We start from the raw sequence: 23673 nt of genomic DNA, 5'->3' as shown, positions 1-23673 counted from the left end.
GAAGACCTCCTGTGCGTAGAGCTGGTTCCTAGACAGCTCCACTCCACGCCGGGAGGTCTTCACCCATCAACCACACTCACCGCGTGTCGTCACACTTTCTCAACCAACGTGCCTGATCAGTACAGCTAGCGCCGCGCGATCGCCAGCTTGTCGCGGCAGACCGTGTACGCGTCCAGCTCGGCGCGTGCCGGGTCGACAACGTGGCTGTCGGCAACCTTCTCCAGCTCGGCCCGCAGCGCCCGCGCCACCAGCCGGGCCCGCCGGTTCGCACCGTTCGAGGCGAACAGCCGGCACGCCAGTGACACCACCACGCCCAGTACGACGCCGCCGATCAACATCAGCGTCGCGTACGGGATGTCGTTCCACCGAGGCAACGGCGGATCGTTCAGCTGCAGGTAGCCGAAGACGGCCAGCGCCGCCAGCCACAACGCACCGCCGAGCGCCACCAGGAACAGCACCCACTGCAGGAACCGCGCCGCACCCCACCAGCCCGGCGTCGACGACGCACCGAGGTCGGTCCGGGCGACAGCCTGGTCCAGCTCGTCACCCAGCGACTCCTCGCGCCGGCGGACCGCCGAACGCACCGAGTCGGCCCACGGCCGCGACAACCCCGCGGCCGCCTTGTTCGTGATGGTCCGGACCGCGGTGTCCATCCGGGCGCGCTGCACCGGTGTTGCCGCAGGCAACGAAGACCGGGCGATCGACACCTCGTTCGACGCCGACTTGCGAGCCGCCTTGCCCAGCTGCTTGGCGCCCTGGTCCAGGTGCAGCCGCCGCAGCGGATCCGGCCGGAACCGGCCTAGCCACTTGGTCACCGGCCAGCCGGTCGCCGCCCGGGCACGCTGCAGGTACGACCGCCGTACGGCGTCCACGACCACCGGTACGCCGCTGGCTTCGGCCAGCGCGTCGACCAGCTCGGTGACGTCCGACTTGGCGATCTCCGGGGTCTTCGCGTTGCCGCACTGGCTGGCCATCCGGTCCGCGACCCGGTCGACGTCGGCCGCCAGCCGCTCGCGCGCAGCCCGCTTGTTGCTGACCCGCTTGACCAGCAGGTTGCGCAGCTCGTCCAGACCGGCGCCGCTGACCGCCGACGTACCGACGACGGTCGGGGTCTTCAGCCCGTCGGCCTTGAGCAGCCGGTCCAGGTCGGTCAGGCAGCTCTTGCGCTGCTCGTCGGTCAGCTTGTCGATGTGGTTCAGCGCGAACACCATCACCGACGAGTGCGACGCGAACGGCTTGATGTAGCGGTTGTGCAGCGCGGCGTCGGCGTACTTCTGCGGGTCGACCACCCAGATCAGCAGGTCGACCAGCTCCACCAGCCGGTCCACGATCAGCCGGTGCTCCACCTCGGTCGAGTCGTGGTCAGGCAGGTCCAGCAGGACCAGTCCGTCCAGGTCCTCCGAGTGCTGCTCCTCCAGCGAGCTGCGGTGCTGCACCTGGTGCCGCCGGGGGATGCCCAGCCAGTTCAGCACCTCACCGGCGGGCTCCTCGCCCCAGACACAGGCCAGCGGCATCGAGCTGGTCGGCCGCCGGGTGCCGATGGCGGCCAGATCCAGCCCGGTCATCGCGTTGAACAGCGACGACTTGCCGGAACCGGTCGCGCCGGCCAGCGCGACCACCGTCAGGTCGCCGGACATCCGGAGCCGCTGTCCGGCCCGGTCGACGATCTGCTCGGCCTCACTGAGCACCACCCGGTCGAGGCGGCCCTTGCCGGCCTCGGCCGCGTCCTGCAGCGCCTCGATCTTGGTCAGGACATCGGAAGAGCCCCGCACCAGGCCCTTGACCGTATCCACAATTCCCGTCACGTGCAGTCCTCCACCGCGCGCGCGGCCTCGGTCAGTTGCCTGGGTGCTTCGGGATCGACCGGATGCTGGTCGAGCACAGCCAGGTAGCGGGCGAATTCGGCATCCATCAACGCTTGAACCCTATCCTCCAGGTCCTGCCGGGCCTTCGCCGCCAGGGTCCGTACCGCCTGGTCGCCGAACACCGCCTCCAGCAGCTTCTGCCCGACCACCGCGGTGCCCGCACCGACGCCGACCTCGGCGCCGGTGATGCCCGCCGTGCTGGCGAAGATCACGATCATCAGCGACAGGCCGAGCCCGTTCACGCCGTACGCGAGGATGCGCGCGGTGGACCGCTTGTCCGCGCCCTCCTTGCGTACCAGCTCGAGCACGAAGCCCTGCCACTCGCGCACCGCACGGCTCGCGGCGGCCGGGAACTCCTTGGACATCCGGCCCAGGTCACGGTCGCCCGCGGCCAGCAGCTGCCGTCCGGCAGCCGTCGACTGCCACGACTCCTCGGCCCGCTCGGCCGCTGCCTCCGCGTGCTCGCGCAGCAGCGACTCCAGCCCGGACTCGACGGCGTCGTTGAGGTCGCGCGTCGGCGGCGGCTTGCCGACCACGGCCGACCGAACCTTGTCGCGCAGGCGGCCGACGTTCGTCTGCAGGCCCTTGAGCAGCTCGCCGGTGCCGACGAACTCCTGCCAGCGGGCGAGCACCTCGCCGCGCAGCATCGTGCCGTCCTGGGTCGCCTTCGCGATGTCCTTGACCGCCCGCTCGTACGCCGTCTCGGCGGTGGTGCGCAGCTCGTCGAATGTGTCGGCCTGCGCCCGCACGGCCTTCGAGAAGGCCGGCGTCTTCTTCGTCATCGCGGTGACCGCGCCCTGCAGGGTCCGCCGTACGACGGCCGAGCGGGCCTCCGCGTCGGCGGCCAGGTCGATCAGCCAGTCCTTGATCGAGGCAACCGTCTCGCCCGGCAGCATGCCGCGCTCGTCGACGACGGTCTCCTTGATGCTGAACAACGGGGAGTCGCCGAGTCCGCGCTCGAGCAGCATCTGGGCCAGGTGACCGGTGATGTCGTCGATCGTGTCGGCCGGGGCCCGGTCCAGTACGACGGCGACCGCCGTACTGCGGTCCGAGGCGCTCTGCAGGAACTCCCACGGCACGGCGTCGGCGTACCGGGCGGCCGTCGTGACGAACAACCACAAGTCGGCCGCGGCCAGCAACTGGGTCGCCAGCTCACGGTTGGCCTCGACGACGGAGTCGATGTCCGGGGCGTCCAGGATCGCCAAACCGCGCGGGATGGTGTCGGCGGCAACCAGCCGGATCTGCCCTGGGTCTTCCATGCCGCCCGGGCTGTTGCCGCTCGATCGCGCCATGCCCGGCAGCACCCGGTCGCCAGCGAACCACTCGGCGTCGGCGGGGTGGTGGATCAGCACAGGCGACCTGGTGGTCGGCCGGAGTACGCCGGGCTCGCTGACGACCTCGCCGATCAGGCTGTTCACCAGTGTCGACTTGCCGGCGCCCGTGGAACCGCCCACGACCGCCAGCACCGGAGCCTCGAGCTGTACGAGCCGCGGCAGCACGTAGTCGTCCAGCTGATCCAGCATCGCCTTGCGCTGCTGGCGAGCCTCGTCGGCTCCCACCACGTCCAGGGGAAGCTTGCTGTCGGCAAGGGCACCGCGCAGCTTCATCAGCGCGGTGATCAACGCCATCGCCGCCTGCTCCTCGGCCGCCTTCGCGGCGGTCGCCTCGGGCGACAGCTCTTCCACGGGCTCGGCGTCGTCCGGCTCTTCCACGGGCTCGGCGTCGCCCGGCTCTTCCTCGGGCTCGGCGTCGTCCGGCTGCTCGGTCGCGTCGGTGTCGACCTCAGCGGAGTCGGTCTCCGTGGCCTCGGAGTCTGCTTCGTCGGAGGCGGCCGGGGTGTCGTCAGCAGAAACAGCCTCAGCCGCCGCCGTCTTTTCAGAGTCGTCCTCGTCGTCCGAGTCCTTCTCGGTCGCCGCAGCGGCTTCCACAGTCTCCGGTACGTCATCGGCGACCGCAGGAGCCTCGTCCTCGGCCTCCGCGGGAGCCTTCTCCTCAACAGTCTCGTCGGCCGCGTCACCAGCAGGAGCGGCTTCTTCGCTCTCCGCATCCTCGACGACCGGCGCACCCTCCGCGGTCTCCTTCGACCCCTCAGCGGCAGTCTCTTCCGTATCCGCGGCAACCACCGCAGGACTCGGAATCTCCGCCGCAGACTTGTCCGGCTCGGCCGACTTCGCGTCATCCGCCGGCACGTCGGCCGCGACCACCCGCGGATCAACCATGCGCTCCGACTCCGGAACCTCACCACCCTTGGGCAGCCCGACGATGATCTCGCCGTACTCCAGCGGGAAGCCGTCCGGAGACTCCTCCGGCTCATAGGTGACGCCTACCGCCGGGCGATCCTCCTCGGACTCGTCGTCACCGGAGGACTCGACCACAGCATCGGCACTCGGCTCGGCATCCTCCGAGGACTTGTCGTCGGCACCCGACGTGGACTCGTTCGGCTCCGCGGGCACGTCAGCGTCCTTCGGCTCGGCCGACTGATCCGCGGCCGCCTTCTCGGACGACCCGTCCGTCGACGTCGACTCACCGGCGGCAGCCGGCTCGGTCTTGTCTGCCGGCTCCGCAGCAACAGCCGACCCCGCAGCAGGCTCAGCGACCGCCGGCTCGGAGGACTTCCGCCGCCGGCGCCGCCAGAAACTCTTGCTCTTGGCACCGGTGTCGGTCATCCGGGCAGGCTCCGCCTGGTCCGGAACCTGCGGCTCATCCGAGCGCTCCGAACCCTCACCAGCTGCTGACCTGATGTCAGCCACGGTGTCCGTCCACGAGCACAGAGTGCCCGGTCGGACAGCGCAGAAGCAAAGTCATCTTCATCCCGTGTGGCGGCGTGGACGGGGGGCAAATCACTGCGACGGTGGATACGGACCGTATCCTCCCGGCGGTCCTTGTGTTCCAGTGGGTCCCGGCGAGTAACCAGGGCGACCATCCGGCTGCCCGGGTTGCCCCGATGGATACCCCGTCTGGCCGTCCGGATAACCACCCGGCTGATACCCCCCAGGTACCCCCGCAGTACCGGGCCCACCGGACTGCTCCGGTCCCCGCGAGGCGTCCTGCGACCGGCCCGGCTCCTGGTACGGCGCCTGCTGCGCTCCACCCGGGTACGCCGGTCCGCCCGGATACCCGGGCCCACCCTGCTGCTGCGGTCCCCCGTCGTACCCAGGTCCACCCTGCTGCGGCGCCCCCGGATACGCCGGTCCCCCCTGGTACGTCGCTCCGCCGTACGAGGTCGGCACCGGCACCCCAGGACCCGCGGGAGCGAACTGCGGTACGGCGGTCGCGAACGCCGGCATCGGCGGGAACGGAACACTCGGTCGTCGCTCGCGCAGTTCGTCGAGCAGCTTCTTCTCGGTGTCCAGCGCATCCGCGCCGATCACCTGCCGGACGATCTTGTCGCGCAGGTAGGCCAGCTCGGTCGCGGTGTGCTGGAACGCCTTGGCGGCGGCCTCGGCCTGCGGGCCGTAGCGCTTCGCGTTCTGGCGCAGTGCCTTGCGGCCGCGCAGCGTCGCGATCAGCGGGACGTCCTGGCCGTTCAGCCAGCCGAACCGGACGTAGTCGTACAGCCGCGACGCGATCATCTGTCCCTCGCGCGACCGCATCACCAGCGCGAAGACCACCATCCCGAAGAACAGCGGCGCCATCAGGAAGATGTAGACGGTCAGGAAGCCCTCGCCGCCGGCCCAGCTTGCGCCGCCGTTCCAGAGTCCGTGCATGAGCACCGCGGCGAGGTAGCCGACGACGGGCGCGAGGAAGCGGACGGCCGTACTGCGGTGCCGGACCGCGATACCGATACCTATCGCGGTGAAGGATGTGAAGAGTGGATGCGCGAACGGTGAGAACACCCCGCGCAAGATGAACAGCCCGAGCACCCCGCGGACGCCGGCCGCGCTGCCGCCCTCTTCGGACAGCTGGTCGAAGATCCGGCCGAAGTAGAGGATGTTCTCGGTGAAGGCGAAGCCGACGCCGACCATCCCGGCGTACACCAGGGCGTCGATGATCCCGTCGAACTCCTTGCGCCGGACCAGCGCCAGCAGCAGGATCACCGCGCCCTTGGCGAATTCCTCGACCGGTGGCGCGACGAAAACCGCGGCCCGGTTGCCGCCGCCGGCGGTCTCGTGCAGCAGGTCCGCGGCCCGGGTGTTGATGAAGATCGCGGCCAGCGTCGCGATGAACGCACCCCAGCAGAGTGCGAACACGATGTACTTGAGCGGCTCCGGTTCGTAGCGGTCCAGCCACAGGTACAGCGGGATGATCAGCACGATCGGGACGAAGGCCAGCCCGATCCCCCACATGAACCCACTCGCACCGACCGACTTGGCCACGATCCCGAAGATCATCAGCCCCGCGATCGCGAACACCACCACGATCGCGATGCCGATCAGCAGCCCCTTGTTGCGCCGCTGCCCCGGAACCGGGTGCGGCCCGAGCGTGTTCGGCTGCGGGTACGACGCGCCGGCCGAACCACTCGCCGCCGGTTGCGGCGGACCGGCGGGGCCTGGTGAGGGGTAACTCATGCCCGCAGCCTAGTTGGAGTCCCGGCAGCACGGCAGAACCGCCCACTCAGCGTTACCGGGATGGAACGCCACAGTTCCACTGCTCTCCAGCTCGATCCCGTACGGCGTACGCTCCATCACACCCCGCTACCCCACCGAACCGGAACCCGCGAGCACGATCGCCCCCGGATCTGAGAGACTCTTCCCCGTGCCACCGGCACATGCGCCCGTAGCTCAGCTGGATAGAGCGTCGGACTTCTAATCCGTTGGTCGCAGGTTCGAATCCTGCCGGGCGCGCCAACTGTGGGCAGGCAATATGTCTCTTCAGGCATACTGCCGTTGGCATCTGGGGAACAAGTCGCCCCAGGCTCCGCGCCATGGGAGTGCCGCAAGCTCGAGCTGACCAGGCTCCAACGGGTCGACGAGCCCGTGCCAGAACCCGCCTCCGTGGCCGGGTCGCGACGAGATGCCTTGCCTACGCGTTCCAACCGCCATCGATCGTGACAGCAGATCCGGTCATGTACGCAGCCTCCTCCGAGGCGAGCCAAGCAACCAGATTGCCAACGTCAGCCGCTGTCCCGAAGCGACTCAGCGCCGTCAATCCGAGAAGGGCTGCGGCGGCCTCGCCGTCCGCCGGGTTCAACTCCGTATCGATCGGGCCAGGCTGGACGACGTTGACGGTGATTCCCCGTGGACCCAAGTCGCGCGCCAGCCCCTTGGTGAAGGAAACCGAGGCGCCCTTTGTCATTCCGTAGATCACTCCACCTGGGAACGGGATACTTTCCGCGTTCACGCTTCCAATGGTGATGATACGGCCGCCGTCCGGCAGGTGTTTGATCGCTTCGTGGGTAGCGTAGACGGTACCGCGTATGTTCAGGTTGATCGATTGTTCGATGTGGTCGTCGGAGGTGTCCGCGAACGACTCGAACCATCCACCGCCCGCGTTGTTGACCAAGATGTCCAGCCCGCCGAGCGCGTCGACGGCCATTCGAACGCCGGCTCGAGCACCCTCCGGCTCAGCGTTGTTGGCCTTGATGGCCACTGCGCATCCTCCCGCAGCCTTGATTTCGTCGACCACGGCGGCTGCCCGACCTGGTGACGACCAGTACGTGATGGCGACGTGCGCGCCGTGCGATGCAAGCGAGCGCGCGATTCCTTCGCCGATTCCGCGTGACCCACCGGTGACGAGCGCTCTTCTTCCATCGAGCTTGGCCTCGGCGTTCATTTTTCTCCTATGCGCACTGTGAGGGAATCGAACAGAGCCGGATTCGTGCAATTGGGGTCGCCAAGGTTCGGCGCCGAGCGCCTACGCCGTGGCCCGGGCGGGCCCACGATGTTGCCGACAGCAAGCCCTTGGACACCTCCACGCAGCCGCCGTGTTCATTCACTGACAGGTGACCGCGGCGCGCCCAGCGTGGATGTCCTTCGAGGGCTTACGGGTGTGAGGTTCGCGTGGCCTCGAGGCTTCCCAGGAGGGCGAGGGCGTCTGCGCTGGCCGTCCCCGATGGTGCCGTCGCGACAGTGAGTTGCTGTCCGGGTGCTTCGCGGACGTCGAGGGTCTGATAGGTCAGGGTCATCTGGCCGACCTCGGGGTGGTTGATGACCTTCTCGGTCAGGCTGAGGCCCGCCACGGTGTGGTCCTCCCAGAAGGTGGCGAACTCGGGTGATCCAGCGTGCATGCGGGCAATGAGCGGGAGGACGGCCGGATGCGGGGTAGCGAAACCTGCGGCCAGACGGATGGCGCTGACCGCCGCGCGGGCCACGTGGTTCCAGTCTGCGAAGTAGGTGCGCGCGCCGGCGTCGAGGAACAGGAAGTCGAATGCCCCAAGGGTCAGCTGCGATGGCCCCAGGAGCGCCCTGGCTGTGGTGTTGGCGGCAAGGATCTGGAAGCCAGGATCGGTGACGTAGGCGGCGGCGTGCGGGAAGGCGTCCATCAGTTGGAGCAGTTCCGGGCTGACCGGTCCGGGGACTGGTTGGGATGCCGGCGTGAGCCGGGCGAGACGGAATGCGTGCTCGCGGGCGTCCGGGCCAAGGCGCAGCGCCGTGCAGAGCGCGTCGACGACCTGGGCCGATGGGGTGCGTTCGCGCCCCTGCTCCAGGCGGGTGTAGTAGTCGGCACTGACGCCGGCCAGGACAGCGACTTCTTCGCGGCGTAGCCCTTTCACCCGTCGCCCGCCGACATCGGGCAGACCGACGTCGGCAGGGGTGAGGCGGGCGCGTTGCGGACGGAGGAACTCTCCGAGGGGACCAGGTGTTGTCGCCATGTCACCACGCTGTCCTTCGCTTCGCCTCAGGAACGCCGTACTTCTCTGTTTCGCCGCCTGGAGCGCTGCCGCTTGTGCCCCTGGTCATCTGACGGGGTCTCGCAGGATCGTTCGCAAGGCGTCCTGTGGGGTGCTGCGCGTGAAGACGTCGAGGTGGATTTCGTGGTGGGGTCCGCTGCGGCGGGCGCCGCGCAGCCGGGCATACTCGCCGAGACGTCCCAGCGTGGTGAACTCTTCCGCGAACGGGCCGTGGTGCATGACCTGCACGACATCCTGCTCGGGGACGGAAAAGACAGTGACCTCGTCGGACGCCGTGTCCGCGGTACTGGCTGCGCGGACTCGGGCGGCCTGGACGTCCTTCTGATTGGTGCCGTCAAGCACCTGGGACAGGACCCGGTAGAGCAGGGACGGGACCGGATTGACGCTGTAGAAGTCGGCGATCTCGACGGGGGACGAACCCTCCGGGTACCAGTACTGGATCTCCACGACCGGTGCGGAACCGGCCTCGTTCAGCTCTTCGGCGATGTCGGAAACCAGGGTCTTCTTGCGATAGAACTCGTCGGTCCCGGGCGCCCCGTCACCGAGCACGGCGACGTAGGTCACCGGCGGCGTCCGAACGTATTCGGGATCGTCGGCGGCGTTCAGATGATCGGTAGTCCGCGTGGTGGGCATGGTCGCTCCTTGGCGTTGTGTTGTGCGGGTGGTCAGCCGCGCTCGGACCCCGTGGGATCGGTGCGTTCGATGGTGGATTCCAGGCCGGCGCGGATGCGTTCCATGGACTGCGAGTAGGCCTTGTCGATGTCGATACCCAGCTTGTCGGCCAGGACGAAGGTCCACCACATCGATTCGGCGAGCTTGTGCTCGAGTTCCGCGCGCGGGTCACCGTCGATGTCCCAGGTGCCGTCGTGGGCGAGCAGCAGGCGTCCGATGTAGCCGACATCGTTGGAAAAGCCGATCATCAGCTCGTGCAATGACCAGGTCTTGCCGTTGTACCGCTCCTCCAGAATCTCGTAGCGGGAGCGGACCGCAAGAGCCTGCTCCCGGGCGGCGGAAAGTGATGGTGCGGATTCAGGCATGGCTGTTCTCCTTCGAGTCATCGGATCAGGAATCGGCGGCAGGGACTGCAGGAAAGGCGGCCATCGCCCGGTGGGCCATGGCGAGCAGTGACTCCTGGGGGGTCCCGTCCGCGGCGCGGATCGCGAAGCCGCTGGTGAGGGTGATGAGGAAGCCCGCGAGCTCGTCGGCGTTCTCACCTGCGGGGAGGTCTCCCTCGGTGATCGCACGGCGAAAGCGGTCCGCGAACAACCCCTGGATGACCGAACGGTTCTCTGCGAGCGCGGCGAACTCGTTGGAGTCCCCTGGAGTGACGACGGCCTGAACCGACAGGCAGCCGGCCGGTCGCCCGGGCATCGTGACGGCGCGGGCGTTACCGACGAGGAACGCTTCCGCGCACTCCCGCGCGGTCGGCTGAGCGAGGGCATCGGCGACGTACCCCATGTTGCGCTCGACGTATCTCCGCAGTGCCGCCTGGAACAGCTCGGCCTTGTCACCGAAGGCCGCATACACGCTCGGCTTGTTGACCCCCATCGCCGCAGCCAGCTCCGACAGGCTCGCCCCCACGAAGCCTCGACGCCAGAACACCTCGACGGCGGCATCCAGCGCGCTCTCGGTGTCGAAGGCCCGCGGCCTGCCTGGTCCTGCCATAGTCGCCCCCTTCCTCGGTCGCGGCAATTTTTTAACGCCCGGTACATAACCATCGTGCCACACGCCGGCGGCCCATGTCACGGCGAGCAGACCAGTGAAGGGGGGTGCAGTCCTCCCTGGTTCTTGCACCCTTCCCGCCCTGTCGGACCTGCAGCAGTGTTGGCGCCCGGGCAGCCGGACCGGCGCCCTCCCACGACAACGAAGGCGGACAACCATGCCTCTTGACCACTACCGCACGCTCGGGCGCAGCGGGCTCCGAGTGAGCCCGCTCGCGCTCGGTGCCATGAACTTCGACGACGGCAGTTGGGGCACCGCGCCCGACGACGCCTTCCGGATCCTCGACCGGTACTTCGACCTCGGTGGAAACTTCGTCGACACGGCCAACGCGTACAACGGCGGTCAGTCCGAGGTCGTCCTCGGTCGCTACTTCGCTGAGCGGCCCGAGCGCCGCCAGCGCGTGGTCCTCGCCACCAAGTTCGGTGGGACCATGCGCCCCGATGACCCGAACGCGGGCGGAGCCAGCCGTAAGGCGATCCGTGAGGAGATCGACGCATCGCTGCGCCGCCTCCAGACCGATTACGTCGATCTGTACTGGATGCACCAGTGGGATCGTCACACGCCGATGGAGGAGACCCTGTCCACGCTGGATGACCTGGTCCGGGCGGGGAAGGTTCGCGCGATCGGTGTGTCGAACACGCCGGCTTGGTGGATCGCTCGAGCTGTCACACTCGCCGAGTGGCGCGACCGCGCGCCGATCGCGGCGCTGCAGGACGAGTACTCTCTGCTGGCACGCACCCCTGAGGGTGAGCAGCTCGGCGTCGCGAAGGAGCTAGAGCTCGGCGTCGTGCCGTGGAGCCCCCTGGCCAGCGGTGCACTCTCGGGCAAGTACACCCGGGCCACGCCGAACGCGGGAGACACTCGCCGCGGCGCGTACGTCGCCCAGCACGTCGGCGAGGACCTGTTCGGTCTCATCGACGTCATGGAAGAGATCGCCAGTGACGTTGGGGGCACGGTCGCCGGCGTCGCGCTGGCCTGGGTGAGGCAACAAGATGCTGTCACGTCCACACTGATCGGCGCTCGCACCGTCGAGCAACTGGAGGCCAACCTCGCCTCCATCGACATCGAGCTCGACACTGGACAGCTGACCCGCCTGTCCTCGATGACCGCACCGGAACTCGACTATCCGATGACGGTGATGGACAGCATCGCCCTGCCCTTCCAGTACGGGCCCACCACAATCAACGGCCTTACCTCGAGGGCCTTCCAGCGATGACGCAGCAGAAAACGAAGGAGCACAAATGACGGGCACTGAGCAGGGCTCGACGATCGGCGACTGGATCGCCGCGACCAACACCCACGACGCCGCCACGTACCTGGCGTTCTTCACCGAGGACGCTGTCCTCGACGATCCCTCCGTCGGAGAGGTCTTCGACGGACGCGCGAGGATCAACGACTACTTCCAGTCCTACTTCGTCAACTACAACACCCGGACACGACTGCTCAGCATCGAGCCACGCGCCGCCCACCTCCACGTCGAAGTCGAATTCACCGGCGACTTCGCGGAGGGCCGGATCGGCGGCACCTTCGACATCACGATGACAGCCGATCGCAAGATCCAGCACGTGCGGGCGGACCTCCTTCGGTAGGTGCCGATCCAGGCTCGAAGCCGCAGGTTCCGCCGGTGTGGAGCTAGTCGTTGTCCCGGTGATGTGTGCAACAAGCTGGGGTCCTTGCCACCTTCGGTTCTCGAAGACGCTTGCCACCAGCAACTGCTGCGTGGCGTCGACGCGCCGATTCCGTGTTCGCCGCCTCAGAGATCGGTGATGCGCGAGCCCGCGATGGACGCCGCGAGCGACCCATAGGCCGATGCAGGGCTCTGGAAACCAGCGACGTAGTCGCCGGCCGCGACACGGCGGGCGATCTCGACGGAGCTTCGTTGTGTGAAGGTGTAGCCGGTCGGTGTACTGATCATCGACCGGGCTATCTCCCCGTCTCGCCCCGTCACCTCGGCCAAGGCCTGATAGCGCCCCTGCGCACGCTCCTCAGGCGTTGGCCCGTCCATGTCGCTGTCGTCGGCGGGAAAGCCTGCGTCGGTGTGCAGATAGACGCGGATGTTCGCGATTCCGGTGGAGCGCTGCGCAGTGATCAGGTCGCCCATCGGCGCCAGCGCGTACTCCTCCTCACCGTGGCCCAGATCGAAGCGGCGTGTCTCGGGCGCCGGCAGCCGTACGAGCTGCCCTGCGTCCCGAACCAACGCTCCCAAGTCGCCGATGCCCGCGGCGCTCGCCAGCGAGCCGCGTGAGAATCCTCCGGTGATCCGCAAGGCGATCGCGATGCGTTCCGGGTTCGCGACCCGGTCGGCGGTATGGACGGCGAGCGAGTCCGTCGGCACGACGTCCCATCCGACCCCGGACATGACCATGACGCCTGCGCGCTCGGCATCGGCCCCGAGCGACTCGGCCATGGCGTAGATCGAAAGCTCCGCGGTCGTGTCGAGGTAGTGGACGCCGGATCGAATGCTCGCGCGCATGAGCACTTCGGCAGTGTCGCGGAAAGGGCCCGCGACGTTGAGAACCCCAGCGACACCACCCAGACCGTCGAGCACTTCCTCCGGATGCTGGAGGCCGAAGACGCGACCAGGGACTCCGAGCGCTGTCGCCAGCGCACCAACGCGTTCCCGGCTTCGCCCCGCGACGACGAGGTCGAGTCCTCGCTCTCGGGCGTGCGTGGCGATGAGACGCCCTGTGTACCCCGTCGCACCGTAGATGAGTATCGGTTCGTTCATGTCTTCCTTTTCGACTGTTGGTTCGTGCGCCGAGTCAGGAGCTGTATCCGCCGTCGATGTCGATCGATGTCCCGTTGATCAGGCTCGCGGCGTCGCTGGCGAGGTATGCCACGAGGGAGGCGACTTCGTCGGTTGTGCCGAACCGCCCCACTGGGATCAGCGAACGCAACCAATCGGCGGCCGGGCCATCTGCTGGGTTGGCGTCCGTATCCACTGGACCTGGCTGAACGTTGTTCACCGTGATTCCCCGCGGCCCGAGCTCACGCGCTAGACCTTGAACCAGGCTGGCCACTGCGGCTTTGGTCATGCCGTAGACCGACGTGCCGTCATCGGGCATGTAGTGCGCGCTGACACTGCCGATGGTGACGACTCGGCCACCACTTCGCATCTGCGGGATAGCGAACCGGACGAGATCCACCGTGCCGCGGATGTTCACATCGATCATGCGGTCGATCGCGGCGTCGTCGAGTTCGCTCAGCGGCTTGATGACCCCACCTCCGGCGTTCGCCACCACGATGTCCAAGCCCCCCGAGGAAGCGACGTCTTGGACAAGCTCGCGCAACTGCTGCCGATCGGCGCTGTCGACGGGCACTGCGTGGGCGCGCCCGCCAGCCGCCGCGACTTGCTTCACCAGCTGTTCGGCAGCGTTCTGCGAGGACGCGTAGGTGAAGGTCACCTTGGCGCCCTCACTTGCCAGCCGTTCGACGATGGCGGCGCCAATTCCCCGCCCGCCTCCGGCGACCAGCGCCTGCTTCCCTTCGAGTGCCTGATGCACGACGTGCTCCCTACGATACCGCAACTATGTAACTGCTTCGGTTACATGTTAATCTATGTAACTGCTGCAGTTACGTCAAGTCGAGGGATGGAAGCGGTTCATGAGTACGAACAGCAGGATGAGCGTCGCCGTTCACGTTCTCGCCTGGATCGCCTACGACCGGCGCGGCACCGACAAGGAGATCGCGACCTCTGAACGGATCGCGACCAGCGTCAACACCAATCCCGTGGTGATCCGCCGCGCACTCGGTCAGCTGAAAGCTGCCGGTTTGGTCGACGGGAGCCGCGGTAGGTTGACCGGCTGGGAGCTCACGCGCGACGCAGCCCGCATCACCCTCCTGGATGTCTATCGCGCAGTTGGTGAAGGGGAGGTTTTCGCGCTCCCGGCAGCCCCGCCCGACGCCGAGTGCTACGTCGGTTACGGCATCCACGACGTGCTCGCAGGCACCTATCGCAATGCGCAACAGGCCCTGTGCGCGGAACTGGAGCGAGTCACGATCGCCGACGTGCTGCGTGACGCACTCGCCCGGTACGAGTCACGCTCGCTCGCCTGACGCAAGCCCCGTCGCGATCTCCTTGGCCGATACCCAGTACCCGCACCACGCGGTGGAGCCCACTGGTCTGCTCGATCGAGTTCTTCGGCGGTTGCTGATCGACCTGGCCCTGGTGACGTCCCCAGCCTGCTCCGGCTGGGCGCAGCGTTACCCGACGAAGGCGGTCATCCGGATCGAGACGCGCAATCCGGGCAGGTCGACGCCGAGCTTGGCGACGTACCGAGTCGGCGGCTCGGACGGGAACCACCGCGCGTATTCCTCGTTCAGGCCGGCGAAGTCGGCGGGGTCGGTGAGCAGTACGCCTACTTCGAGGACGTCGTCCAGGCTCGCGACGCCGGCCTGGAGGATGGCCTCACAATTCGTCAGCGCCTGTTTGGTCTGAGCTTGGATGGTGTCTCCGGCGAAGCTGCCGGTGCTCGGATCGATGCCGACGATGCCCGAGACGAGCACGTGGGGGCCGGCCTTCACCCCCTGGCTGTAGAGCGGCGAACTCGGCGCGTTCGCGGTCGTGATGATCTGCCGTGCCATGACGATCCTCTCTGCATCTCCTGCGCCAGGGCAGCACCGCAGGTTGTCGCTTACAGGTCGCCGCGGACCACTTCGAGCCATGCTAAGCACGAGCACGCGCGGACAACTACCGTCAGCTGATCCCGCTACACCTGACCGAGCAACTCCCGAGCGAGGGCCTCGGTCCACCACCGCTCGGTCCGATCGGGCGACCATCCACGTTCGGTGGTCAGGGTCGTGTAGACATCGATGTTGCACAGGGCGGCGTAGACGTCCACCGCGGTCGCAACGTCGAGGCTCTTGCGCAAGGTCTTGGCCGGCCAGGCGGAGAACACCTGGATGCGCGTCTCGTCGGCCTTGCGCCGCGCCTGCCGGTACGCGGTCGCCAGCTCGGCCTCCGTCCGTCCGGCCTCGCGGATCACCGAGATCAGATCACCCGCCCGCTCGAACAGCCGCCGGTCGTACCCGGCCATCGCCGCCAACTGCCGCTGCGGGCTGCCCGCGGTTTCGAGCTCGTCGATCATCCGCGGCAGGTCGGCGGCCAGATCCGCCACGTCCGCCAAGGCCCAGGCCAACCCCGCCTTGTTCTTGTACGCCGCGTACACGGTCGGGACCGAGACCTCGGCCTCCCGGGCCACGTCCCGCACCGTCGTCGCCGCCCATCCTCGGGCCACGAACAGGCGTCGTGCCGCCTCCGCGATCTCGACCCGGGTCTGGCGGGCCAGCGCCTGCCGTCGCAAGGAGTCGTAGCGCCGCCGCTGCCCGTCGGTCGAGGCGCCGGTCCCGTCGTTCCGCCGATCCATGGATTACCTCCTGCTACATTCAATATAACTGGCGGAAAGCGAATATCTGGGGAGGCGCGGTGGAGTTCAGCGCGGTGGCGGGGCTCGGCGGGCTGGGGTTCGTGCTGGCGGCGGTCGCCATCAACGTGGTCTACGTGCGCGGGCGGTTGCCGATGCCGACCTCGGGGCAGACCCTCGAGGAGGTCACGCAGGCGTTCGCCACGGTCGGCGACGCACTCAAGCGGCCCTCGGTGATCGCGCCGGCGACCTGGGTCTTTCTGACGTTGTTCGCAGCCGGAGTGCTGTCGGAGACATGGAGTGACCAGCCGGGATGGGCCTTGGTCGGCTTCGCCGGAGTGCTGCTGCAGAACGCGACCTTCACCGGCGTCGAAGCGCTGCGCTTCGGCCTCGCGTCGGCCGCGTCCCACGACCGCGGCTCAGTGCCGGGATTATGGGCCTTTAGCAACGTTCTCTTCGGCTTCAACCAGGTCTTCCTGGCCATCGCCCTGCTCGGCTTCAGCATCGCCGGCACCACCAGCGAACTGGTCCCTGCCTGGCACGCGATCCTCGGCTACGTCAGCGCCGCCTTGCTCTTCGTCTCGTCGTCCGCCACTCCCTACAACGCGCAAGGTTCCGGCCGGACCGGCGCCATCGGCCTCATCGGCTGGCTCGGCTGGGCGACCTGGATCGTCGTCTACAGCATCACGCTCCTGCGCGCGTGAGTCGACGGCGGAATCAGTCGTGCGGTGTCCGGTCCAGGAACCGCGCCGAGTCCGGCCGAGCCGGGCTCACCGGGCCGATTCGGTCGAGTACGAACGCCAGAGTCTCCCGTACGCCGTACCGCCCGTCGACGGTGATCTCGCCGGGCACGCCGAGAAGGTCGAGCGGGTTGTACCACTCACGCAGCTTCTCGGCGGTGACGGTCATCGGGCGGCCTTCGTGGCGGCGCAGGGTTTCCTCGAGTGGAACGTCGAGGTAGAAGACATGGGTGGGCCCGCGATGCTCCGCGATCAGCCGGCGCAGCATCGAGCCGTAGTGCGGCGAGTACAGGATGCCTTCGAGGATCACGTGGTAGCCGATGCCCGCGCAGTACCGGACGGTCTGGTCGACGAAGTCGATGTTGTCGCCGTTCGGAACGTCGTGCTCGCGCAGGATCACGCGGCGGAGATGGTCCTGGCCGACGTTCGCCGTACCGGGGCCGAGGGCGCGTTGGAGGTCCAGGGCGAGGGTGGATTTCCCCGCGGCCGAGTTTCCCCGAATGATCACCAGGTGCGACACCTCGCAGAACCTAGCGGACGGAGGGTGCGGTGCGGCTGGACCTCTCGAGAATTCTGATCGCGCGGGACTGGATCGATCCGGTGTTCCTGGACACTCCGCAGTACGAATGCGAGCCCCTGGGTACGGCGCTCGGATGCCGGGTCGTGCTCAAGGTGGAGACCCTCAATCCCGTTCGCTCCTTCAAGGGGCGCGGCACCGAGACCGTGCTGGCCCGGCTTCGCGATGCGAACGCCGTCGTCTGCGCGAGCGCGGGGAATCTCGGCCAGGCGCTCGCGTTCGGGGGACGGCGGCGCGGCGTCGGTGTCACGGTCGTCGCGTCGGCGGCGGCCAACCCGCTGAAGATCGAGCGGATGAGATCGCTCGGCGCCGAGGTGATCCTGGTCGACGGCGAGATCGAGCAGGCGCTCGAGACCGCCGGGCGCCATGCCGAGGAGACCGGCGCGTTCCTGGTCGAGGACAGCAAGGACATCGGTACGTGCGAAGGCGCGGCGACGATCGGCGTCGAGCTCTCGAAGCTGCCGGGCGAGCTGGACGCGGTCCTGATCTCCTTGGGTGCGGGCGCGATGGCCTCGGGGGTCGGCTTCGCGCTGAAGAACCTGCGGAAGACCACCGAGATGCTCTGCGTCCAGCCCGAGAACGCGCCGGCGATGACGCTCGCGTTGCGCGCGGGGCGTCCGGTGCAGGTCGGCGCGCCCACGACGATCGCCGACGGCGTCGCGGGGCGGTACGTCATACCGGAAGTGCTCGACGACCTGAATGCGGTTGTGGACGACGCGGTCCTGGTCAGCGAAGCGAGCATCGTCGAGGCGATGCGACTGTTGCACCAGCACGCGGGTCTGGTGGTCGAGCCGGCCGCCGCGCTGGGAGTCGCCTCGATCCTGGAGGATCGCGCCCGGTACGCCGGCAGAACCGTCGCGACCGTGCTGTGCGGGAGCAACGTGACGCCGGCGGACTTCGCTCGCTGGATCCGGTGAAGGCGTTACACCGGTCGAGCGCCGCCACGATTGCGTCGGGAAGTCTGCGGGTCACGCACTGTTGGGCCGCCCTTCGGCGGCGTAGCGTCGACGGTGACAACGGGGTTCGTCGACAGCCGCTTGCGGGCCTGTCGGCGAGGTGGGGGGCCGAGATGGCTTGGCGACGAGTGGCAGGCGCCGGCGTGGCGGGCCTTGTCGTCTGCGCGCTCGTCGGTTGTGGCACTGATGCGGTCGGCGGCGATGCCGGCGGCAACCAGACGACTGGGGCAACCAAAAGCATCACGCCGCGGCCGCCGCCTCCCAGCACACCCGGCGACAGAACTTCCCTGCCCGCACTCGGCCCCGCAGCGCAGAAGCTGCTGAGCAACCTGCCGCCGACGCCCGAATCGATTGCCGCCGACGTGCAGCGCCTGTACCCGGGCGCCTCCATCACCGCGGCGGACGTCGAAGCGCAGGCCCACAGCCTGTGCAGGAACAGCTTCTTACCCTTCGTAACGATGAATTGGATCGGCCTCAGAGTGCCGCAGAAGAACCTGCTGATGCTGCGTCCGGCGCATCGACTGCTGGACCTGGCGAGTACGGCGCAGATCTGCACCCGGGGACCGACTGTCGCGGAGCGGGACCAGTACCGCCGCGGCATGTTCTCGTACCTGAAGCAGGCTCCGGTGCGACCGGCCGGCCTGCCCGTCGCACCGGACGCCGTGCAACAGAACGTGTGTGGCTTCCTCCAGAACGAGGCCGGCGGCCAGGCGGTGGAATGGGTCCTCGAAGCGATCACGAAGGCCGTGCGGCGCACCGCCGACCTCGATGTGTTCCTGCCTGCCGCGGTGGAGATCGCGGCGCAGACCTGCGAGCGATGGCTGCCGTTGATGAGGGACGTGCTCAACGAACACTTCACCCAATGAGCCCGCGGTCAGGAGCTTTCCCGGTCCTCCAGCCCGACGGCCCGCCGGAGTTCCTCGGTGGCCTTGCGCAGTTCAGGCGACTCGTCGGCGTGAACCTCCATCAGGCCCGCAAGCGCGTTCAGCTTGTCCTGGACCGCCTCGTCGGCGCGGGTCTGGGAGTTCTGCAGCAGCGCCACCATCAGGAAGGTGACGATCGTGGTCACCGTGTTGATGATCAGCTGCCAGGTGTCGACGGTGCCGATCAGGAAGTACGACGGCGCCCACACCAGCACCAGCAGCACGCAGAAGGCGAAGAACCACGCCCGCGACGCGAACCTCGACGCCGCCCCGGCGAACCGGTCGAACAGCCCGATTCCGGGCGACACGTCCGACGGCATGTGCGCCGTACTCCCTGTACTCCCTGTTCCGGTGACCGTGTTGGTCATCCCCAACCTCCTCGTCGGCGACCGGCCGGCACACCGGATCACGCAGCGTGCCGACCCGCCAGACCGGTGCCCAGGGCGCCGATCGGATAAGCACCACCTCACGTCACCGAGCGCTACGTCACCCACTACGGCAGAGTCGGCCGAACTCGATCCAGTACGCCGTACGCCGGGGTCGAGCACGCAGGTCGCCGGACCGCGTAACCCGGCTCCCGCGCATTTCCTGCCCCGTGCCCGTCGCGCGTATTGGCGGAGTAGCGCATACTTGAGGTCTGATGGAGTCTTCTCGCGCGACGACGCGTCGTCACCTGTCCACGAGTCCGTTCAAGCCCCGCGAACCCAAGCCGATCAAGACGTTCGAGGTCGGTGACCGGGTGTCCCACGACAAAGAGGGGATGGGCCGGATCAGCGCGGTCGAGGGCACGCACGCCGTCGTCGTCGATCTCGGTGGCGGCAAGCTGCTGCGGGTCCTCGCCCCGTTCGACAAACTGCACACTCTCTGACCCTTCGTGGTCAGCGCGTCCCTGCGACGACCAGCATCTCGCAGGGACCGGTGAACCCGTCCGGGGTCTCGAACCGGCTGAGTTCCTCGGTGATCTCCTGCCAGGCGGCCGCTCGGGCGGGCTCGTCGAGGCGGGAGAGCATCTGGTGCAGGGCGCCGAAGGACTCGCGTTCGAACCGGACGCAGTCGGCGGCGCTCGGCATCCGGACCGGCGACGGGACCGTGGTGACCGTGATGTCACCGAACCCGGCCTCGGCGAACGCCTTCTCGGCCACGCCAGGTCCGCCCAGACTGAACGGCCCGGGCTGTCCGGGCAGCGGAGGCGGTAGCTCGGCCCGGCGGCGGATGATGCCGACCGGGATCGAGAAGAACTGGTTGCGGTCCGGCGTGGAGTACACGACCGCGGCGAACCGCCCACCAGGACGCAGCGCACGGTGGATCCCGCGCAACGCGGCCTGCTGGTCCGGGAAGTAGATCAGCCCGACCCGGGAGATCGCCGCGTCGAACGCTCCTTCGTCGAGCGCCGACAGGTCCTCACCGTCGGCTTCCAGCGTCTCGACCGCCACTCCCGCCTCGGCGGCGACACGGGCGGCGTACGAGAGGATGGCCGGCGAGATGTCGGTCGCCAGGACCCGGCCGGTGGGACCGGCGAGCCGCGCCGCGGCCACGGTCTGGCCGCCCGCACCGGCGGCGACGTCGAGCACTCGAGCGCCCACACCGGCCGCCTGCAGCATCACGGCGGTGGCCTCGCCGAGCCAGTCCTCGATGGTCGGACCCCACCGGTGCCAGGCCTCGGCGGCCTCCTCCCACTGGGCCCGGGTGGTCCGCTTGAACACGATCGGGTCGAAACTGATGGTCATGGTGTCCCCTCCTCGATGAGGGTTCCAGCGCATCAGCACCAGACCGGTCACAACTAGTACAGGTTCTGGACTTCGGTGGTACGAATCCTGGACCCGGGCGCACAATGAGGCATGCGCGAGTACTCCCAGTACTGCCCGGTGGCACTGGCCAGCGCTGTGCTCGCCGACCGGTGGATGCCGCTGATCGTGCGGGAGCTCGTGCTGGGCAGCCGGCGGTTCAACGACATCGATCGCGGCCTGCCCGGGATCTCGCGCACGCTGCTCAAGCAGCGACTCGAGCACCTGGAGCGCAAGGGCGTGCTGGACCGGGTGCCGGTCACCCGGGGTCACGAGTACCAGCTCACCCCCGCAGGCCGGGATCTCGAGGGCGTGATCATGGCGATCGGCGAGTGGGCGGTGCGGTGGATGTTCACCGAGCCGGAGCCGCGCGAGGTCGACCCGATCACGCTGACCTGGTGGATGTCCCGGCGGATCGATCAGGACAAGCTGCCCGGTCAGCGGGTGAACATCGAGTTCGACTACCGCGGCGACGACCCGACCCGGATCTGGCTGGTCCTCGACCGGCAGGAGGCCTCGGTGTGCACCGAGCACCCTGGCTTCGCCTCCGACGTCATGGTGACCACCGAGCCGGTCGCCCTGATGCGGGTGTTCGCCGGCATCGTCACCCTCCCGCAGGCCACCGCCGCGGGCCAGGTCACGATGACCGGCCCGCCGCGTCTGCTCCGCGCTCTCCCGACCTGGTTCCTCTGGAGTCCCTTCGCCCCCGCCGTGCGGGAGCGCACCGGTCAGGCCGTCTTGGGGACGTAGTGCAGTGCGGTGATCCCGCACTCGAACCCGACCGCCTCGGCCAGGTCGAGCGGCACCGTGCGGGTCGGGAAGACCGGCAGCCCGGTCCCGATCGCCGTCGGGTTGACGAACAGGTAGATGTCGTCGGCCAGCCCCTCCGCGATCAGCGCGGAGACCAGCGTGCTGCCGCCGTACGCGATCAGGTCGCCACCGGACTGGGCCTTGAGCTCAGTGACGGTCTTGACCAGGTCGCCGGCGACGACCGCGTTCTCCCACGGCGACTCGGTCAGGTTGCGGGACACCACGACCTTGGGGGTGTTGTTCATCCAGTCGATCGACGCCTCGTCCTCGTGCTCGGGGCGCGACTGCCAGGCCGGGATGAAGCCCTCGGCCAGCTTGCGGCCGAGCACGATCGTGTCGACCGGCTTGGTCAGCGCGTCGATGTAGGTGCTGAGGTCGTCGGTCCAGGGGAACCGCATCCAGTCCATCTCGCCGTTCGGTCCGCCCATGTAGCCGTCGACGGTGATCTGGACCTGGATCTTGAGCTTGCGCATCGCAGTCGCCTTTCGAGTGGTTCGGGGTGATGGAGCAAGCATGGCCAAACCCGTTTACGGGATCTTTACGGCCACCCCGGAACCAGTACGACGACCGGCAGGCTCACCCCCAGAACGCGTCCTCGCCCGGCTGGTCGGCGGAGAACAGCCAGGCCTCGACGATCTTCCCGTCGGCCACCTTCAGCAGATCGACGCCGTCCTGGTCCAGCGCCGCACCGTCACGCCGAGCGCTGAAGTGGATGCTCGCGGCCACCAGGTCGCCGTTGCCCATCGGCGGCGCGGTCAGCGCCAGCTCGAAGCTGCCCTGGCTGATCTCCATCATCCGGCCGATCATCGCGTTCACCGCGCCGGCGCCCTCGTGCACGCCGGACAGCTGGTTCGCGCCCGGCTGGTGCCAGACGATCCCGTCGGCGAGATATCCGCCGACCTTGGCGAAGTCCTTGGCCGCCAGCGCGTCGAAGTAGTCCTGGACAACCTTCACGGCGTCACTCATCGCTTGTTCCTCCTGGGGTCGTTTCCCTTGGCTGACTCCAATACTTACGATTAGTGACCAATTACCTCAACGTAACCAACGGGACGATGCCCAAAACTTTCTCCCCACCGCCCGGCCAGGACTGGAGCGTGCTGTCGCGGACCTGCCCGTCGCGCACCTCCCTGGCCCGGATCGCGAACAAGTGGACCGCGATGGTGATCACCGTGCTGGCCGACGGCCCGCAGCGCTTCGGCGACCTGCGGACAGCGCTGGACGGGATCAGCGGCAAGGTCCTCACCGAGACGCTGCGCGACCTCGAACGTGACGGCATGCTGATCCGGACGGCGTACGCCGAGATCCCGCCGCGGGTCGAGTACGAGCTGACCCCGCTCGGCCGCACGCTGATCGAGCCGCTGGCCGTGCTGGTCCGCTGGGCCGAGCAGCACATCCCCGAGGTGCTCGCCGCCCGCGACGCCTACGACGACCGCTGACCGTCATCCCCCGGTCGTAGTCCCGGATCCTGCCACAGGCCGACGATCCCCGCGGCGAAGTGCGATGTAGTTGCGCTCGGCACGCAATTCCCGGTCGAGAGGACGGCACGACGTGGAACCCCAGGCGATGCCCGTCGCGCACCGTCCGAGCGGGCGGCTGTACGAGGTCGATCTGCTCCGGATTCTGGCCGCGCTCGCCGTGCTGACCTACCACTACCTGTTCTCCGCGTACGCCGGCAGCCTGTCCCCGCTGCACTTCCCGCATGCGAGCGTCGTGGCCCGCTACGGCTACCTCGGCGTCGATCTGTTCTTCCTGATCAGCGGCTTCGTCGTCCTGCTGAGCGCGTGGGACCGCACGCCGCGTTCGTTCCTGGTGTCGCGCGCGGTCCGCCTCTACCCGGCGTACTGGGTCGCGGTGACGCTGACAGCGCTGGTCTCGGTTCTGTTCAGCCAAGGCCGCTTCCCGATCTCACTGCCGCAGTACCTGGCCAACCTGACGATGTTCAACTCACTGCCCGACATCAAGAACGTCGACGTCGTCTACTGGACGCTGTGGGCCGAGCTGCGCTTCTACGCGCTGGTCCTGGTACTCACGTTCGTCGGCATCACCCGCCGCCGCGTCACCGTCTTCCTCTGGGCCCTGGCTGGCCGCGACATTCGTCTTCGAAGCCGGCCTCCTGCCCGGCGTCGCCGACCTCGTCCTGAAC

26 protein-coding genes, 1 tRNA gene and 1 pseudogene are annotated in these 23673 nt (G+C 68.2%); 11 read left to right on the top strand and 17 right to left on the bottom strand.

Annotation, left to right across the window (positions count from 1 at the left end; all coding sequences use genetic code 11):
- Nucleotides 1-125: 125 nt before the first annotated feature.
- The 3 genes from BWI15_RS08950 to BWI15_RS08940 form a co-directional block, all read right to left on the bottom strand.
- Nucleotides 126-1805 (bottom strand): GTPase, encoded by a 1680-nt coding sequence (locus BWI15_RS08950; RefSeq protein ID WP_083750628.1) that lies wholly within the window; start codon nt 1803-1805, stop codon nt 126-128.
- A complete protein-coding gene (locus BWI15_RS38305) occupies nt 1802-4531 on the bottom strand; it encodes a dynamin family protein (RefSeq protein ID WP_083750627.1) in 2730 nt (909 codons plus the stop codon). The genes BWI15_RS08950 and BWI15_RS38305 overlap by 4 nt, the downstream gene beginning before the upstream one ends.
- Before the next feature lie 174 nt (nt 4532-4705).
- Complete coding sequence (locus BWI15_RS08940) at nt 4706-6373, bottom strand: PrsW family intramembrane metalloprotease (RefSeq protein ID WP_077013813.1); 1668 nt, start codon at nt 6371-6373, stop codon at nt 4706-4708.
- A 202-nt stretch (nt 6374-6575) separates the two neighbouring features.
- Here BWI15_RS08940 and BWI15_RS08935 point away from each other — a divergent pair.
- Nucleotides 6576-6652, top strand: a tRNA-Arg gene (locus BWI15_RS08935).
- Between the two features lie 175 nt (nt 6653-6827).
- On the opposite strand, the gene BWI15_RS08930 is transcribed toward BWI15_RS08935, so the two are convergent.
- From BWI15_RS08930 to BWI15_RS08910, 5 genes are all read right to left on the bottom strand, one after another.
- Nucleotides 6828-7577, bottom strand: a complete 750-nt coding sequence (locus BWI15_RS08930) for an SDR family NAD(P)-dependent oxidoreductase (RefSeq protein WP_077013812.1) — start codon at nt 7575-7577, stop codon at nt 6828-6830.
- Between the two features lie 208 nt (nt 7578-7785).
- Complete coding sequence (locus BWI15_RS08925; protein WP_077013811.1) at nt 7786-8616, bottom strand: helix-turn-helix transcriptional regulator; 831 nt, start codon at nt 8614-8616, stop codon at nt 7786-7788.
- An 84-nt stretch (nt 8617-8700) separates the two neighbouring features.
- Nucleotides 8701-9288 (bottom strand): GyrI-like domain-containing protein, encoded by a 588-nt coding sequence (locus tag BWI15_RS08920; protein WP_077013810.1) that lies wholly within the window; start codon nt 9286-9288, stop codon nt 8701-8703.
- 32 nt (nt 9289-9320) lie between these two features.
- The gene (locus BWI15_RS08915) at nt 9321-9692 is read right to left on the bottom strand and encodes a hypothetical protein (protein WP_077013809.1); all 372 of its coding nucleotides are present in this window, start codon (nt 9690-9692) and stop codon (nt 9321-9323) included.
- 25 nt (nt 9693-9717) lie between these two features.
- Nucleotides 9718-10320, bottom strand: coding sequence for a TetR/AcrR family transcriptional regulator (locus tag BWI15_RS08910; protein WP_077013808.1), 603 nt, complete (start codon nt 10318-10320; stop codon nt 9718-9720).
- A 214-nt stretch (nt 10321-10534) separates the two neighbouring features.
- Between BWI15_RS08910 and BWI15_RS08905 the strand changes: the two genes are divergently transcribed.
- Nucleotides 10535-11593: an aldo/keto reductase gene (locus tag BWI15_RS08905; RefSeq protein WP_077013807.1), complete on the top strand. Its 1059-nt coding sequence runs from the start codon at nt 10535-10537 to the stop codon at nt 11591-11593.
- A 25-nt stretch (nt 11594-11618) separates the two neighbouring features.
- Nucleotides 11619-11966, top strand: a complete 348-nt coding sequence (locus tag BWI15_RS08900) for a YybH family protein (protein ID WP_077013806.1) — start codon at nt 11619-11621, stop codon at nt 11964-11966.
- A gap of 164 nt (nt 11967-12130) precedes the next feature.
- Here BWI15_RS08900 and BWI15_RS08895 read toward each other — a convergent pair whose 3' ends face one another.
- Together BWI15_RS08895 and BWI15_RS08890 are read right to left on the bottom strand one after the other, a co-directional pair.
- Complete coding sequence (locus BWI15_RS08895; protein ID WP_077013805.1) at nt 12131-13105, bottom strand: saccharopine dehydrogenase family protein; 975 nt, start codon at nt 13103-13105, stop codon at nt 12131-12133.
- Between the two features lie 34 nt (nt 13106-13139).
- The gene (locus BWI15_RS08890; protein ID WP_077013804.1) at nt 13140-13880 is read right to left on the bottom strand and encodes an SDR family NAD(P)-dependent oxidoreductase; all 741 of its coding nucleotides are present in this window, start codon (nt 13878-13880) and stop codon (nt 13140-13142) included.
- 100 nt (nt 13881-13980) lie between these two features.
- On the opposite strand from BWI15_RS08890, the gene BWI15_RS08885 reads away from it, so the two are divergent.
- Entirely contained in the window at nt 13981-14433 is a 453-nt protein-coding gene (locus BWI15_RS08885; protein ID WP_077013803.1) for an Rrf2 family transcriptional regulator, read from the top strand.
- 147 nt (nt 14434-14580) lie between these two features.
- On the opposite strand, the gene BWI15_RS08880 is transcribed toward BWI15_RS08885, so the two are convergent.
- Nucleotides 14581-14961, bottom strand: a complete 381-nt coding sequence (locus BWI15_RS08880) for a RidA family protein (protein WP_077013802.1) — start codon at nt 14959-14961, stop codon at nt 14581-14583.
- 125 nt (nt 14962-15086) lie between these two features.
- Nucleotides 15087-15743 (bottom strand): TetR/AcrR family transcriptional regulator, encoded by a 657-nt coding sequence (locus BWI15_RS08875; protein ID WP_077013801.1) that lies wholly within the window; start codon nt 15741-15743, stop codon nt 15087-15089.
- Between the two features lie 59 nt (nt 15744-15802).
- Here BWI15_RS08875 and BWI15_RS08870 point away from each other — a divergent pair, with 59 nt between their 5' ends.
- Complete coding sequence (locus BWI15_RS08870) at nt 15803-16444, top strand: hypothetical protein (protein ID WP_083750626.1); 642 nt, start codon at nt 15803-15805, stop codon at nt 16442-16444.
- Nucleotides 16445-16457: 13 nt separating this feature from the next.
- On the opposite strand, the gene BWI15_RS08865 is transcribed toward BWI15_RS08870, so the two are convergent.
- A complete protein-coding gene (locus tag BWI15_RS08865) occupies nt 16458-16988 on the bottom strand; it encodes an AAA family ATPase (protein ID WP_202817597.1) in 531 nt (176 codons plus the stop codon).
- Nucleotides 16989-17029: 41 nt separating this feature from the next.
- Here BWI15_RS08865 and BWI15_RS08860 point away from each other — a divergent pair, with 41 nt between their 5' ends.
- Together BWI15_RS08860 and BWI15_RS38715 are read left to right on the top strand one after the other, a co-directional pair.
- The gene (locus tag BWI15_RS08860; protein WP_077013799.1) at nt 17030-17974 is read left to right on the top strand and encodes a threonine ammonia-lyase; all 945 of its coding nucleotides are present in this window, start codon (nt 17030-17032) and stop codon (nt 17972-17974) included.
- A gap of 182 nt (nt 17975-18156) precedes the next feature.
- Nucleotides 18157-18879 carry a hypothetical protein gene (locus BWI15_RS38715; RefSeq protein ID WP_143465451.1) on the top strand — a complete coding sequence of 241 codons (723 nt, stop codon included), beginning with the start codon at nt 18157-18159 and terminating at the stop codon, nt 18877-18879.
- Nucleotides 18880-18887: 8 nt separating this feature from the next.
- Here the strand turns inward: BWI15_RS38715 and BWI15_RS08850 are convergent, their stop codons facing one another.
- Nucleotides 18888-19304, bottom strand: coding sequence for a low affinity iron permease family protein (locus tag BWI15_RS08850; RefSeq protein ID WP_237771198.1), 417 nt, complete (start codon nt 19302-19304; stop codon nt 18888-18890).
- Between the two features lie 272 nt (nt 19305-19576).
- Here BWI15_RS08850 and BWI15_RS08845 point away from each other — a divergent pair, with 272 nt between their 5' ends.
- Complete coding sequence (locus tag BWI15_RS08845) at nt 19577-19804, top strand: hypothetical protein (protein WP_077013796.1); 228 nt, start codon at nt 19577-19579, stop codon at nt 19802-19804.
- A gap of 10 nt (nt 19805-19814) precedes the next feature.
- On the opposite strand, the gene BWI15_RS08840 is transcribed toward BWI15_RS08845, so the two are convergent.
- A complete protein-coding gene (locus tag BWI15_RS08840; protein ID WP_077013795.1) occupies nt 19815-20663 on the bottom strand; it encodes a class I SAM-dependent methyltransferase in 849 nt (282 codons plus the stop codon).
- Between the two features lie 111 nt (nt 20664-20774).
- On the opposite strand from BWI15_RS08840, the gene BWI15_RS08835 reads away from it, so the two are divergent.
- Nucleotides 20775-21470: a winged helix-turn-helix transcriptional regulator gene (locus tag BWI15_RS08835; RefSeq protein ID WP_077013794.1), complete on the top strand. Its 696-nt coding sequence runs from the start codon at nt 20775-20777 to the stop codon at nt 21468-21470.
- Here BWI15_RS08835 and BWI15_RS08830 read toward each other — a convergent pair.
- Nucleotides 21449-22003 carry a dihydrofolate reductase family protein gene (locus BWI15_RS08830; RefSeq protein WP_077013793.1) on the bottom strand — a complete coding sequence of 185 codons (555 nt, stop codon included), beginning with the start codon at nt 22001-22003 and terminating at the stop codon, nt 21449-21451. The two genes, BWI15_RS08835 and BWI15_RS08830, sit on opposite strands and share 22 nt — an antisense overlap.
- Nucleotides 22004-22106: 103 nt before the next feature.
- Nucleotides 22107-22496 carry a nuclear transport factor 2 family protein gene (locus BWI15_RS08825; RefSeq protein WP_077013792.1) on the bottom strand — a complete coding sequence of 130 codons (390 nt, stop codon included), beginning with the start codon at nt 22494-22496 and terminating at the stop codon, nt 22107-22109.
- An 86-nt stretch (nt 22497-22582) separates the two neighbouring features.
- Here BWI15_RS08825 and BWI15_RS08820 point away from each other — a divergent pair, with 86 nt between their 5' ends.
- Together BWI15_RS08820 and BWI15_RS40705 are read left to right on the top strand one after the other, a co-directional pair.
- A complete protein-coding gene (locus tag BWI15_RS08820) occupies nt 22583-22966 on the top strand; it encodes a winged helix-turn-helix transcriptional regulator (RefSeq protein WP_077013791.1) in 384 nt (127 codons plus the stop codon).
- 127 nt (nt 22967-23093) lie between these two features.
- A pseudogene (locus BWI15_RS40705) lies at nt 23094-23597 on the top strand (acyltransferase family protein); the annotation flags it as partial.
- Nucleotides 23598-23673: the final 76 nt, after the last annotated feature.

The sequence above is a fragment of the Kribbella sp. ALI-6-A genome (assembly GCF_001984195.1).
GTDB lineage: Bacteria > Actinomycetota > Actinomycetes > Propionibacteriales > Kribbellaceae > Kribbella.
The sequence above is the reverse complement of the archived record's forward strand: the minus strand, read 5'-3'. Positions and strand labels throughout refer to the sequence as shown.